Consider the following 14,195-nt stretch of genomic DNA (forward strand, 5'->3'; position numbering starts at 1 on the left):
CACGAGTCGCGGCGCGACCCGCGAACACCACCGTGACTCAGGAGTGACCCGGCATCGGGCGGGACGCCCGCCGGGTTTGGCACGGTCGCCCGCGGGCGCGAAAAGGGCCCGTTCCTGGGGGAACGGGCCCTTGAAGCGTGTGCGGCGGGGTCACGGGAGGGCGGTGCACTCCACCGTCGCGCGGCGCTCGGTCATGCCCTGGTTCACGGCCGCGGTGACGCAGCCGCGCTGCTTCTCGGTGAGCTGGGGCTGGCCGCACTGGGTGACCCCCGAGTACGTGCGGCAGTCCTGGCGCGCGGTCCCGTCTCCGGACGGCTGGGCCGCGCTCGCGGCGCCCGCCCCGCCGATCCCGAGGACGGCGGTCAGCAGCACTCCGGTCATGACCCTCTTCATCTGGCTTCTCCCCCGGTTCTCTTGCGTCTCCGTCGTGCACGTTAGCCAACGGGAACGGCCATACCCCTCCCTACTCCGGCAAGACGCAACAAAAGGTAATAAAAGGAGATAAAGCTCAGGTCATACGGCGCGGCCGCCCCCGGACGCGGCACCCCGGCAAAGGGAGAGGCCCCTCCCGAGACTGGCTCGGAAGGGGCCCCTCTGCGCGCTAGCCCTCGGCGCTACCGCCCGATCAGCGGTTGTACTGGCCGAAGTCGTACTCCTCCAGCGGGACGGCCTCGCCGGACCCCTGGCCGAAGGCGTACTCGGCGCCGTCGTCGTACGAGCCGACGCTGTAGACGGCGGCCTTCGCCTCCTCGGTGGGCTCCACCCGGACGTTGCGGTACTGCGGCATGCCGGTACCCGCCGGGATGAGCTTACCGATGATGACGTTCTCCTTGAGGCCCAGCAGCGGGTCGCTCTTGGCGTGCATGGCCGCCTCGGTCAGCACCCGCGTCGTCTCCTGGAAGGAGGCGGCGGACAGCCAGGACTCGGTGGCCAGCGACGCCTTGGTGATGCCCATGAGGACCGGACGGCCCGCGGCGGGCACCCCGCCCTCTGCGACCACGTTGCGGTTGGTCTCCTCGAAGAGGGGACGCTCGACCAGGTCGCCCGGCAGCAGCTCGGTGTCGCCCGACTCGAGGATGTTCACCCGCTTGAGCATCTGGCGGACGATGATCTCGATGTGCTTGTCGTGGATCGACACGCCCTGCGACCGGTAGACCTCCTGGACCTCCTGGACCAGGTGGAGCTGCACGGCGCGCGGGCCGAGGATGCGCAGCACCTCGTGCGGGTTGATCGCACCCGCGATGAGCTGCTGACCCACCGTGACGGGCTGCCCCTCCTTGACCAGCAGGCGGGACCGCATCGGCACCTGGTAGGCGATCTCGTCCGAGCCGTCGTCCGGGACGATGACGACCTTGCGGGTCTTCTCCGTCTCGTCGATCTTGACCCGGCCGGCCACCTCGCTGATCGGGGCCACGCCCTTGGGGATGCGGGCCTCGAACAGCTCCTGGACACGTGGCAGGCCGTGCGTGATGTCGCCACCGGCCACACCACCGGTGTGGAAGGTGCGCATCGTCAGCTGGGTGCCGGGCTCACCGATGGACTGCGCGGCGATGATGCCGACGGCCTCGCCGACGTCCACCCGCTTGCCGGTGGCCAGCGAGCGGCCGTAGCAGGCGGCGCAGACACCGATCTTGGCCTCGCAGACCAGCGCCGAACGGGTCCGGACCTCCTCGACCCCGGCCTCGACCAGGCGCGAGACCACCGAGTCGGACAGGTCGGTGTCGGCCGGGAAGATGACCGTCCCGTCGACCACGACCTCCTCGGCGATGGTCCGGCCCACCAGGCTCGTCTCCGAGGTGGCCGGCTTGACCAGCGAGCCGTCCTCCAGCCGGTCGGCCACCCGGAACGGGATCGTGCGGTCGGTGCCGCAGTCCTCCTCGCGCACGATGACGTCCTGCGCGACGTCCACCAGACGCCGGGTCAGGTAGCCCGAGTCGGCGGTACGGAGCGCGGTGTCGGCCAGGCCCTTACGGGCACCGTGGGTCGAGATGAAGTACTCGACCACCGACAGGCCCTCGCGGAACGAGGACTTGATCGGCCGCGGGATGGTCTCGCCCTTCGGGTTGGACACCAGGCCGCGCATACCGGCGATCTGCCGGATCTGCAGCGGGTTGCCGCGGGCACCGGAGTTGACCATCATCCAGACCGGGTTGGTCCGGGGGAAGGCCGCCTCCATGTCCTTGGCGACGTCCGCCGTGGCGTGGTTCCAGATCTCGATGAGCTCCTGCTTGCGCTCGTCGTCGGTGATCAGACCGCGGTTGAACTCGCGCTGCACCTTGTCGGCCTGACGCTCGTAGTCGCCCAGGATCGTCTGCTTGTTGGGCGGTACGACGACGTCCTCGATCGAGATGGTGACCCCGGACCGGGTGGCCCAGTGGAAACCGGTGCTCTTGAGGGCGTCCAGCGCGTTAGCGACCTCGACCTTGGGGTAGGTCTCGGCCAGCTCGTTCACGATCGCCGAGAGCTGCTTCTTGCCGACCTCGTAGTTCACGAACGGGAAGTCGTTCGGCAGCGTCTCGTTGAACAGCGACCGGCCCAGCGTGGTCTCCAGCCGGTACGGCTGGCCGGGCTCGTAGCCCTCGGGCGCCTGCCAGCCGCGCGGCGGCGGGACGTCCTTGAGCCGGATCTGGATCTTCGCCTGGAGGTCGAGCTCGCCCCGGTCGTAGGCCATCACGGCCTCGGCGACCGAACCGAACGCCCGGCCCTCGCCCGGCGCGCCGTCCTTCTCGGTCGTCAGCCAGTAGAGGCCGATCACCATGTCCTGGGTGGGCATGGTGACGGGCTTGCCGTCCGACGGCTTGAGGATGTTGTTGGTGGACAGCATCAGGATCCGGGCCTCGGCCTGCGCCTCCGCCGACAGCGGCAGGTGGACCGCCATCTGGTCGCCGTCGAAGTCGGCGTTGAAGGCGGTGCAGACCAGCGGGTGGATCTGGATGGCCTTGCCCTCGACCAGCTGCGGCTCGAACGCCTGGATGCCCAGCCGGTGCAGGGTCGGCGCGCGGTTCAGCAGCACGGGGTGCTCGGTGATGACCTCTTCCAGCACGTCCCACACGACCGGGCGGGCCCGCTCGACCATCCGCTTGGCGGACTTGATGTTCTGCGCGTGGTTGAGGTCGACCAGCCGCTTCATCACGAACGGCTTGAACAGCTCCAGCGCCATCTGCTTGGGCAGGCCGCACTGGTGCAGCTTGAGCTGCGGGCCGACGACGATGACCGAACGGCCGGAGTAGTCGACGCGCTTGCCCAGCAGGTTCTGCCGGAAGCGGCCCTGCTTGCCCTTGAGCATGTCGGACAGCGACTTCAGCGGGCGGTTACCGGGACCGGTGACCGGGCGGCCGCGGCGGCCGTTGTCGAACAGCGCGTCGACGGCCTCCTGCAGCATCCGCTTCTCGTTGTTGACGATGATCTCGGGCGCGCCCAGGTCGAGCAGGCGCTTGAGCCGGTTGTTCCGGTTGATCACGCGGCGGTACAGGTCGTTCAGGTCGGAGGTCGCGAAGCGGCCGCCGTCCAGCTGCACCATCGGACGCAGGTCCGGCGGGATCACCGGGATGCAGTCGAGCACCATGCCCAGCGGGCTGTTGCGGGTGTTGAGGAACGCCGAGACGACCTTCAGCCGCTTGAGGGCGCGGGCCTTCTTCTGGCCCTTGCCGGTGCGGATGATGTCGCGCAGCTTCTCGGCCTCGGCGTCGAGGTCGAAGTTCTGCAGCCGGGCCTGGATGGCCGCGGCGCCCATGCCGCCCTCGAAGTACTTCCCGAAGCGGTCCCGCATCTCGCGGTAGAGCAGCTCGTCGCCCTCGAGGTCCTGGACCTTGAGGTTCTTGAAGCGGCTCCAGACCTCTTCGAGGCGGTCGAGCTCGCGCTGCGCGCGGTCGCGCAGCTGCTTCATCTCCCGCTCGGCGCCGTCGCGCACCTTGCGCTTCTGGTCGGCCTTCGCGCCGGCCTCCTCCAGCTCCGCGAGGTCGCCCTCCAGCTTCTGCTGGCGGGCCTCGACCTGCGCGTCGCGGGCCTGCTCGATCTGCTGGCGCTCCACCGAGATGTGCGCCTCCAGCGTGGGCAGGTCGCGGTCGCGCCGCTCCGCGTCCACGCTGGTGATCATGTACGCCGCGAAGTAGATGATCTTTTCGAGATCCTTCGGGGCCAGGTCGAGCAGGTAGCCGAGCCGGCTCGGCACGCCCTTGAAGTACCAGATGTGCGTGACGGGCGCGGCCAGCTCGATGTGGCCCATCCGCTCACGGCGCACCTTGGCGCGGGTCACCTCGACGCCGCAGCGCTCGCAGATGATGCCCTTGAAGCGGACGCGCTTGTACTTACCGCAGTAGCACTCCCAGTCCCGGGTCGGGCCGAAGATCTTCTCGCAGAAGAGCCCGTCCTTCTCCGGCTTGAGGGTCCGGTAGTTGATCGTCTCCGGCTTCTTCACCTCGCCGTGCGACCACTGGCGGATGTCGTCGGCGGTCGCCAGACCGATGCGAAGCTCGTCGAAGAAGTTGACGTCAAGCAACTGTTTTCCCCTTGAGTTGATCAGACCTCTTCGACACTGCTCGGCTCACGCCGGGACAGGTCGATGCCGAGCTCCTCCGCCGCGCGGAAGACGTCCTCGTCGGTGTCGCGCATCTCGATGGACATGCCGTCGCTCGACAGGACCTCGACGTTGAGGCAGAGCGACTGCATCTCCTTGATGAGCACCTTGAAGGACTCGGGAATGCCGGGCTCGGGGATGTTCTCGCCCTTGACGATGGCCTCGTAGACCTTCACGCGGCCGAGCACGTCGTCGGACTTGATGGTCAGCAGCTCCTGCAGCGCGTACGCGGCGCCGTAAGCCTCAAGGGCCCAGACCTCCATCTCACCGAAGCGCTGGCCGCCGAACTGGGCCTTACCGCCCAGCGGCTGCTGCGTGATCATGGAGTAGGGGCCGGTCGACCGAGCGTGGATCTTGTCGTCGACCAGGTGGAGCAGCTTGAGAATGTAGATGTAGCCGACCGAGATCGGGTCCTTGTACGGCTCGCCGGTGCGGCCGTCGAAGAGCCGCGCCTTGCCGCCGGGGCCGACCAGGCGGTCGCCGTCCCGGTTGGGCAGGGTGCTCTCGATCAGTCCGGTCACGTCGTTCTCGCGGGCCCCGTCGAAGACCGGGGTCGCGGTGTTGGTCCACGGCTCGGCCTCGTCGGCGCCGATCTCCTTGAGAGCGCGCTTCCAGTCGGCGTCGTCGCCCTCGACCTTCCAGCCGCGGCTGGCCACCCACCCGAGGTGGGTCTCCAGCACCTGCCCCACGTTCATACGACCGGGGACGCCCAGCGGGTTGAGGACGATGTCGACCGGGGTGCCGTCCTCGAGGAACGGCATGTCCTCGACCGGCAGCACCTTGGAGATGACGCCCTTGTTGCCGTGCCGGCCGGCCAGCTTGTCACCGTCGGTGATCTTGCGCTTCTGCGCCACGTAGACGCGGACCAGCTCGTTCACGCCGGGCGGGAGCTCGTCGCCCTCGTCGCGGGAGAACACCCGGACGCCGATGACCTTGCCCTGCTCGCCGTGCGGCACCTTCAGCGAGGTGTCGCGGACCTCGCGCGCCTTCTCACCGAAGATCGCGCGCAGCAGCCGCTCCTCGGGGGTCAGCTCGGTCTCGCCCTTGGGCGTGACCTTGCCGACGAGGATGTCGCCGGGGACGACGTCGGCGCCGATCCGGATGATGCCGCGCTCGTCGAGGTCGGCCAGCACCTCCTCGGAGACGTTCGGGATGTCCCGGGTGATCTCCTCGGGGCCCAGCTTGGTGTCGCGGGCGTCGACCTCGTGCTCCTCGATGTGGATCGAGGACAGGACGTCGTCCTGCACCAGGCGCTGGCTGAGGATGATGGCGTCCTCGTAGTTGTGGCCCTCCCACGGCATGAACGCCACGAGGAGGTTCTTGCCGAGCGCCATCTCGCCCTCGTCGGTGCACGGGCCGTCGGCCACGACCTGGCCCACCTCGACCCGCTGCCCCTCGTGCACGATGGGCTTCTGGTTGAAGCAGGTGCCCTGGTTGGACCGCTTGAACTTGGCGACCCGGTAGGTGGTCCGGGTGCCGTCGTCGTTCATGACGGTCACGTAGTCGGCGGAGACCTCCTCGACCACGCCGGCCTTCTCCGCGACGATCACGTCACCGGCGTCGACCGCGGCACGGTACTCCATGCCGGTGCCGACCAGCGGCGCCTCGCTGCGCAGCAGCGGCACCGACTGGCGCTGCATGTTGGAGCCCATCAGCGCGCGGTTGGCGTCGTCGTGCTCCAGGAACGGGATCATCGCGGTCGCGACCGAGGTCATCTGCCGCGCGGAGACGTCCATGTACTGGACCTCGCGCGGCGGGACGAGCTCGACCTCGCCGCCCTTCTTGCGGATGAGGATCCTGTCGTCGACGAACGAGCCGTCCTCGTTCAGCAGCGAGTTGGCCTGCGCGACGACGAAGCGGTCCTCCTCGTCGGCCGTCAGGTAGTCGATCTGCTCGGTGACGACGCCGTCCACGACCTTGCGGTACGGGGTCTCGACGAAGCCGAACGGGTTGACCCGCCCGAAGGCCGCCAGCGAGCCGATCAGGCCGATGTTCGGGCCTTCCGGCGTCTCGATCGGGCACATGCGGCCGTAGTGCGACGGGTGGACGTCGCGGACCTCCATGCCGGCGCGCTCACGGGACAGACCGCCCGGGCCCAGCGCGTTCAGGCGCCGCTTGTGCGTCAGGCCGGCCAGCGGGTTGGTCTGGTCCATGAACTGCGACAGCTGGCTGGTGCCGAAGAACTCCTTGATGGAGGCGACGACCGGCCGGATGTTGATCAGCGTCTGCGGCGTGATCGCCTCGACGTCCTGGGTCGTCATCCGCTCGCGGACGACGCGCTCCATGCGGGCCAGGCCCAGGCGGACCTGGTTCTGGATCAGCTCGCCGACCGTGCGCAGGCGCCGGTTGCCGAAGTGGTCGATGTCGTCGACCTCGATCGGCACGGGGACGGCCCCGAGGGTGGCCTCCTCCTCGCCGGCGTGCAGCCGGACGAGGTACTCGACCGTGGCGACGATGTCGTCCTCGGTCAGGGTGCCCTGGCGCATGTCCAGGTCGAGGCCGAGCTTCTTGTTCACCTTGTAGCGGCCGACCTTGGCCAGGTCGTAGCGCTTCGGGTTGAAGTAGAGGTTCTCCAGCAGGGTCTGCGCCGACTCCTTGGTCGGCGGCTCGCCCGGCCGCAGCTTGCGGTAGATGTCGAGCAGCGCGTCGTCCTGGCCGGAGGTGTGGTCCTTCTCCAGGGTGACGTTGATCGACTCGTAGCTCCCGAACCGCTCGCGGATCCGGTCCTCGGTCCAGCCGAGGGCCTTGAGCAGCACGGTCACCGGCTGCTTGCGCTTGCGGTCGATGCGGACGCCGACGTTGTCGCGCTTGTCGATCTCGAACTCGAGCCAGGCGCCGCGGCTCGGGATGACCTTGCAGCCGTAGATGTCCTTGTCGGACGCCTTGTCGAGAGCGCGGTCGAAGTAGACGCCGGGCGACCGGGTCAACTGGGAGACGACGACGCGCTCGGTGCCGTTGATGATGAAGGTGCCCTTCGGGGTCATGAGCGGGAAGTCGCCCATGAACACCGTCTGGCTCTTGATCTCACCGGTGGTGTTGTTGATGAACTCCGCCGTGACGAACAGCGGAGCGGAGAAGGTCATGTCCTTGTCCTTGCACTCCTCGACGGAGTACTTGGGCGGCTCGAACCGGTGGTCGCGGAACGAGAGGGACATGGTCCCGGAGAAGTCCTCGATGGGACTGATCTCCTCGAAGATCTCCTCGAGGCCCGACTGGGTCGGGACGCTCTTACTTCCGGCCTTCTGGGCCGCCTCGACCCGGGCCTTCCACCTCTCGTTGCCCAGCAGCCAGTCGACGGAGTTGGTCTGCAGAGCAAGGAGGTCCGGGACTTCGAGCGGCTCCTTGATGCGCGCGAAGGAGACGCGGTGCGGACCGGTTGCGGTATTCGAGGCGTTGCGCGAGGCTGCCAAGAGTGGTCCTTCCGAGGGCTCGCGGCGTAATTGACGACACGCACGCCAGACGACCCACAGCGAGCCCTGGTCCTGGATGGGCCCCGGAAAAGGGGCAGGACAGGGGTGCTCTCACACGTGGATAGTCAGAGGGCAGCGCAAAGGGGCAGTGTAGCCGACCACCACACCGCTCGCAACTCTACCGCCGCAGTATGCATCACAGTTGCCATGGAGCATCGCCCCTCAGCGCCGGAGAGTCAAGAGCGGACTTGGACTTTTCGGGCTCTGACCTGCAGTGAGGAAGGCCATAGTTTAGGATCCTCCGCGCTACCCGCCGGTAGACCCGCCGAATCCCTCACTGAGCGCCGCTCCGGCCGCGGGGCGGCGAGCAGGCGGGATGGCCTCCCAACGGCGCGCTGAGGCCCTCTGAGGACCTCCCAGGCGGAACGCGACGGGCGGTGGCGGCCCCCGATCCGGGGACCGTCACCGCCCGCTCAGCGCGTCGGAGGTCTTCGCCTCTTCGTCCGCCTCTTCAGAGGACCTCGACCTTGGAGGCCAGCCACCGGTCCCCGACCTTGGTCATGCTCATCCGGAGCGTGAACTGGCTCGGGAGCCGCTGCGGCTGCCCGTTCTTGTCCGTCTGCGAGGACTTGACGGTCTGCTGGTTGAGGAACACCAGGACCGTTCCCTTCGTGGGCGAGATGTCCTCGACCGCGGTCTTCACCGCCGTGCCGGTGACCATCGCCTGCTCCTGCGGCGCGAGCGTGCGGACCCGTTCGGCCTGCTGCTCGAACTCCTTGCGGAACTGGCCGGTGGCGTAGCCGGTGGCCCGCCGCATGTCGGCGTCGACGGTGCGGTAGTCGTACGACGAGATGCTCTGCGCCGCCTGCGTCGCCGCGTAGGTCGCCTGCTTGGAGGCGTCCTCCGTCGCGTCCAGCCGCGACTTCTCCGTCCACAGCCAGCCGCATCCGGCCGCCGCCAGGACCGCGACCACCGCGAGCGCCACGAGCGTGCGCGACCCGCCGGCGGGCACCGCGACACGGACCCGCTTGCGCCCGCCCTTCCCGGAATCCTCGGACTTCTCAGCCTTCTCGGGCTTCTCGGGCTTCTTGGACTCCTCGGGCTTGTCCTCGGAGTCCTCGGCCTTCTTGGAGAGCTCGACCTTCCCGGCGCTCGCGGCCTTCTCAGGCTCGCCGGCCCCTTCCGGGGAGTCGTCCCCGGCGTCGTCCTCGGAGTCGTCCTCACCGGCCTTGGCGTCCGCCTCAGGGGCGTCCTCGCCGGCCTCGGCGACGTCCTCAGAGTCCTCAGAGTCTTCGGAGTCCTCGGAGTCTTCCTTGGAGTCCTCGGGCTCGTCGTCGGCCTCGTCCAGGGCCGCGGCGGCCTCGGCGGCTTCCTTGGCGGCCTGCTCGGCGAGTTCGGCCAGTTCGGCGGCCTTGCGCGCCTTCTCCCTGGCCTCGGCGGCGCGCCGTTCGGCGGCGGAGAGCGGGGCCGTTTCCACAGCCTCCGCAGCCTCCGCAGCCTCCGCTGCCTTCTCCGCCTCGGCTTCGGCCTCGGCCGCGTTCTCGGGAGCGCGGTCCTCGGCGGACCGCCTTCCCCGTCCGAGGAACGTCACGGAACCACTCCAAGCTTGGAAACGAGCCAGCGATCGCCGTCACGGGTGAGCTCGAAGTCCCAGCGACCCGACATCGGCATGCCCTGCGGCACCTTCTCGTTGGTCGAGATCGCCGAGACCCACACGATGACCTCGGCCGAGTCGCGGTCCATCGAGACCAGCCCGGCCCGCGCGGTCTGCACCGACGAGGACGTCTTGGTCTTGGTGACCGTCTCGCTGAGCGTCTTGGCCAGCGTCGCCCACTGGTCCTTGGCGGTGCCGGTCATCCCGCCGGTCACCCGGGCGATGTCCTTCTGCAGGTTCTTGTGATCGAGGGTCTGCATGTTGATCGCCGTCTGCTTGGCCGACTGCAACGCGGCCGCGCGCCGGTCCTCATCCTGCCGGGCCGTCCAGATCTGCCGGCCGAGCAGTACGGCGGCGACGGCCAGGGCGATGATCACAACGCCCAGCGCCCACAGGCCGATACGGCCCCGGGACTTCGCCTCCGAATTCACTATCGCGCCGTTCCCTTTCACCGCATCAGCGGGTCGAGTAGGAGCATCTTCCACGAAGCGTCCCCGAGCAGACGCTGCTGGCTTCCGGAGGCGCCCAGCTGGTAGCGCTTGCCGTCCGGGCCGTAGACCACACCGGTCGACGGATCGTACCCGGCCAGCTCGACCGCCTTGTCCGGGAACGGGATGTACACGCTCTGCAGCGCCGCGTCCTGCCCGGACAGCGACGTCGTGCCGCCCTGGCCCTGCGCGCCCGTACGGCCGGAGCCCTTGTCCTTGCCCTTGGCGTCGGAGCCGTACGCGCCGCCCTCGGGGAACCCGGCGCCGTCGGTGGCGCCCGGGGGCACCTTCGGCGCCGGCTCGATCGCGTCCTTGGGGAAGTTGCGGGCGCCGCGGACGGCCTTGCCGGAGTCCTTGGGGTCCTTGCAGCCGATGTCCAGCCGCGGCTTGCGGTGCGCGGTGTCCTGCGGCCAGCGGGTCTCTTCCTTGCTCTTGTACCCGGTGGTGCACGGCGGCGGGTGGTCGATGTTGAGCGCCAGGCCGAGGTGCTGGGTGCCGTCGCCGGGGGTCACGGTGAACGCGCCGCCCACGGTGAGCGGGTACAGGATGAACAGCGAGCGCAGCCCGGCCTTCCGGGTGGCGATGACCTGGCCGGTGGTGGTCAGGTTGGCCAGCAGCACCGGCAGGGTGGGCGCCAGGCCGTCGATGGTCTTGTCGGCCTGGACGACCGCGCCGGGGGTCGCGTCGATGACGCCGCGCAGCGCCGGGTCGTCCCGGCGCAGCTGGGTGGTCAGCGCGTTCAGGTTGCGCGCGAAGCCCCGGATGTTGGCGCCCTGCTGCCGCTGGGTGTTCAGGACGACCGCGCCGTTGTCGAGCAGCCGCTTGGTGTCGGGGTACGCCTCGTCCGCGGTCTGGATCAGCCGGTCGGTGTCGTCCAGGATCGCCTGCAGGTCCGCGGCCGAGCCGGAGAACGCCTTGTCCAGCTCGTCCACGATGGTGCCGAGGTGCTGCGGGTTGACCGAGGAGACGAGCTTGTCGACGTTGCGGAGCAGCTCGGCGGTGGACACCGGCAGCTTGGTGCGCTCGCGCGGGATCGTGTACGCGCCGTGCTCGTCCACCTGGTCCAGGTACGGGCCGCCGGCCTTGCTGGGCTGGAGGTCGATGTACTGCTCGCCGACCGCGGAGCGGTTGGCGACCACGGCGCTGGTGCCCTCGCGGGGGATCCGCTTGCCGCGGTCGAGGATCAGCTCGACCTTGATCCCGCCGTCGGTGAGCCGGATCGGCCCGACGCGGCCGACGGCGACGCCGCGGTAGGTGACCTCGGCGTTGGTGAACACGCCGCCGGAGTCGCTCAGGTCCACGTACGCGGTGTACTGGCGGTCCAGCAGGCCCCGGCCCAGGCCGATGTAGTTGACCGAGATGATCCAGACCCCGATCACCGTGATGACGGCGAACGCGAGCAGCTGGATCTTGACGCCGCGCTTGAGGATCACGACAGTCCCCCCGTCATCAGCGTCTGGAGATCCTTCTCGCCGGGGCCGAGCGAGCGTGGCCTGGGGCTGCCGCTCGGCGACGGCGTGCCCGCCGGGTTCCCGGTGCCGTTCTGCGTGCCGGCTCCGGGGATGCCGCCACCGGCGCCGGGGAGGCCGGGCAGGCCGCCGTTCTGGCCGGTGCCGCCGGCGGGCGTCTCGGGCAGGACGCCCAGCGGCGTCCGCGGCAGCGTCACGTTCGGGACCGTGAGCATGCTGCGCATCTTCTCGCCGCTGCCGAGCAGGTTCTCCAGCTCGGTGCCGCCGAAGAGGTTCCGCGCGATGGACTCGAAGTCCAGGTCCAGGGTGAGGTGGACGTTGCCGTAGTCGCCCTTGATGACGTTGTCGAACGTGGCCGGGAACGGCCAGGTCAGCAGGCCCTCCAGGGCCTTGGGCAGGTCGGATCCGGCCTTGTTGAGGTTGGCCAGGATCGTCTGGAGGTCCTTGAGGTTGGCCAGCAGGTCGGCCTGGGACCGGTTGATCACGTTGGTGGTGGTGCGGCTCAGCCGGTCCAGCGCCTTGAGCATCTTGGTCAGGTCGGCGCGGTTGCGGTTGAGGATCGTCAGGGCCGGGCCGGTCTCGTCGATGGTGTCGGCGATCGTCTTCCGCTCGGCCGACAGCTTCCCGCTCAGCCGGTCGATGCTGTCGATCGCCCGGGTGATCTCGCCGCGGTTGCGGTCGAGGGTGCCGACGAACGTGTCGACCCGGTGCAGCACCGACTTGATCGTGGAGGTGCGGCCGTTCATCGCCGCGTTCAGCTCGCGGGTGATCGTGGAGACCTGCTCGATGCCGCCGCCGTTGAGCAGCATCGACATCGCCGACAGCACCTCTTCGATCTCGGTGCTGCGGGTCGTGCGGGCCAGCGGGATGAGGTCGCCGGAGGCCAGCTCGCCCTGGGGCGCCTCGCCGGGCGGGTTGGACAGCGCCACGAACTTCTCGCCCAGCAGGCTGGTCTGCCCGATGGTGGCGACGGCGTTGTCGGGCAGCTTGGTGTCGCGGCGCACCTTGAGGGTGACGAGCGCGTGCCACCCGCTCCGGACGCCGCCGTTGGCGCCGCCCGGAACGGGCTTGCTGCCGGTCAGCTCGATCTTCTCGACCTGGCCGACCGAGACGTCGTTGACCTTGACCATCGACTGCGGCACCAGGTCGAGCACGTTGGAGAACTCGACCTTGACCGTCTTCGGCCGGTCGCCCAGGTCGGCGCCGCCGGGCAGCGGGAGCGAGTCGACGCCGCGGAACGAGCAGCCCGAGAGGGCGGTCGCGCCGGCCAGCGCGGCGATCCCGAAGGCGCCCAGGCGCCGGGCGCGGGACCTGTCGACGGGGAGCTTCATTCGCCACCTCCGGGCAGCAGCGCGCGGATGTCCCTGGGCTTGGTGCCCGATCCGGCCTGCCTGGTCTGGTTCTGGCCGCCGGTGGCGCTCTTGCCGTTCTGGCCGCTCTTCCCGCCGGGGCCGTACGCGTCCGGCGGGATGGGCGCCGGGTCGTAGTGAGTGGTCAGCGCGGTGATCCAGGACAGGTCGAGACTGAGCCCGGTCAGCGCCTTGCCGATCCCGTTGTACGGGGTGACGAAGTCCAGGCACTGCTTGGCCGGGGTGCCCACCGAGTACGCCAGCGAGCAGATCCAGTCGGCCAGGTCGTGGAACTGGCGGAGGTCGGCCCGGTTGTGGATGGTGCCGCTGATCGGGTCGTACGCGCGCGCCAGGTTGTTGATGCCCAGCGGCGCGACCTCCAGCAGCTCGGCCAGGGACTCCTTCTCCTTCACCAGCACGCCGGTGATCTGCGCCAGCTGGCGGACGTTGTCCGACAGCTGCCCGCGGTTGTCCTTGATGAAGCGCTGGACGTTGCGCAGCGTGGGGCCGAGGCTGTTGAGCGCGGCGCTCAGCTCCTCCTTCTCCCCCGCCAGCTGGCCGGACACCCCGTTGAGGTTGGTGGTGAAGCTCCGGATCTGCTGGTCGTTGGCCTTCATCGTGTCGGTGATGACGCGCAGGTTCTCGATCGTCTTGGCGACGTCGCCGCGGTCGGCGCTGAGCGTGCTGAGCATCTTGGACGTGTCGGCGATCGTCTGCCGCATGTCCGTGCCCTGCCCCTGGAGGGTGTTCGCGCCGACCTGGAGCAGCCGCGACAGCGCGCCGTCGGCGTTGGCGCCCTCGGGGCCCAGCGCCTTGCTGAGGTCGTTCAGGCCGCCGCCGACCTCGTCCACCTCGACCGGCACGGCGGTGCGGTTGATCTCCAGCGTCTGGCCGTTCGGCATCACCGGGCCGCCCTTGTAGACGGGGGTGAGCTGGATGTAGCGGTCGGCGACCAGCGTCTGGTTGACGATCACCGCCTGGGCGGTGGCCGGGACCTTGTACTTGGCGTCGTACTCCAGCTCGACCCGGACCGCGCCGCCGACCGGGGTCACCTTGGTGACCTTGCCGACCTGGATGCCGAGGATGCGCACGTCGGCGCCCGCGTAGAGGCCGACGGTGCGGCTGAAGTACGCGGTGGCGCGCTTCTGCTCCGGTTCGCGGAGGAGCACCACGAGCACGGTCGCGAGCACGGCGACGGCCAGGAGCGCGCCGCCGAGGCGGAGGACCATTCCTGAGTTACGCACGGATA

Annotated in this window: 8 protein-coding genes; all 8 read right to left on the minus strand. The window is 69.2% G+C overall.

Features of this window, described 5'->3' with window-relative positions; genetic code table 11:
• Nucleotides 1–150: 150 nt before the first annotated feature.
• Entirely contained in the window at nucleotides 151–393 is a 243-nt protein-coding gene (locus ACA361_RS05880) for a hypothetical protein (RefSeq protein WP_375010728.1), read from the minus strand.
• A gap of 232 nt (nucleotides 394–625) precedes the next feature.
• Nucleotides 626–4,498: a DNA-directed RNA polymerase subunit beta' gene (locus tag ACA361_RS05885; protein ID WP_375010729.1), complete on the minus strand. Its 3,873-nt coding sequence runs from the start codon at nucleotides 4,496–4,498 to the stop codon at nucleotides 626–628.
• Nucleotides 4,499–4,518: 20 nt separating this feature from the next.
• Nucleotides 4,519–7,986: a DNA-directed RNA polymerase subunit beta gene (rpoB, locus tag ACA361_RS05890; protein WP_375010730.1), complete on the minus strand. Its 3,468-nt coding sequence runs from the start codon at nucleotides 7,984–7,986 to the stop codon at nucleotides 4,519–4,521.
• 511 nt (nucleotides 7,987–8,497) lie between these two features.
• Entirely contained in the window at nucleotides 8,498–9,463 is a 966-nt protein-coding gene (locus ACA361_RS05895; RefSeq protein WP_375010731.1) for a hypothetical protein, read from the minus strand.
• 110 nt (nucleotides 9,464–9,573) lie between these two features.
• Nucleotides 9,574–10,071 carry a hypothetical protein gene (locus ACA361_RS05900; protein ID WP_375010732.1) on the minus strand — a complete coding sequence of 166 codons (498 nt, stop codon included), beginning with the start codon at nucleotides 10,069–10,071 and terminating at the stop codon, nucleotides 9,574–9,576.
• A 17-nt stretch (nucleotides 10,072–10,088) separates the two neighbouring features.
• Nucleotides 10,089–11,561 (minus strand): MCE family protein, encoded by a 1,473-nt coding sequence (locus tag ACA361_RS05905; RefSeq protein ID WP_375010733.1) that lies wholly within the window; start codon nucleotides 11,559–11,561, stop codon nucleotides 10,089–10,091.
• On the minus strand, nucleotides 11,558–12,928 hold the full coding sequence (locus ACA361_RS05910) for an MCE family protein (protein WP_375010734.1): 1,371 nt from the start codon (nucleotides 12,926–12,928) through the stop codon (nucleotides 11,558–11,560). The genes ACA361_RS05905 and ACA361_RS05910 overlap by 4 nt, the downstream gene beginning before the upstream one ends.
• The gene (locus ACA361_RS05915; RefSeq protein WP_375010735.1) at nucleotides 12,925–14,190 is read right to left on the minus strand and encodes an MCE family protein; all 1,266 of its coding nucleotides are present in this window, start codon (nucleotides 14,188–14,190) and stop codon (nucleotides 12,925–12,927) included. Before ACA361_RS05915 ends, ACA361_RS05910 begins: the two co-directional genes overlap by 4 nt.
• Between the last annotated feature and the right edge of the window lie 5 nt (nucleotides 14,191–14,195).

This window comes from Actinomadura sp. 21ATH (assembly GCF_041951345.1).
Taxonomy (GTDB): domain Bacteria; phylum Actinomycetota; class Actinomycetes; order Streptosporangiales; family Streptosporangiaceae; genus Spirillospora.

Coding starts and splice junctions, on each gene's coding strand:
- ACA361_RS05880 (WP_375010728.1), bottom strand. CDS start 393: ATGAAGAGGGTCATGACCGGAGTGCTGCTGACCGCCGTCCTCGGGATC.
- ACA361_RS05910 (WP_375010734.1), bottom strand. CDS start 12,928: ATGAAGCTCCCCGTCGACAGGTCCCGCGCCCGGCGCCTGGGCGCCTTC.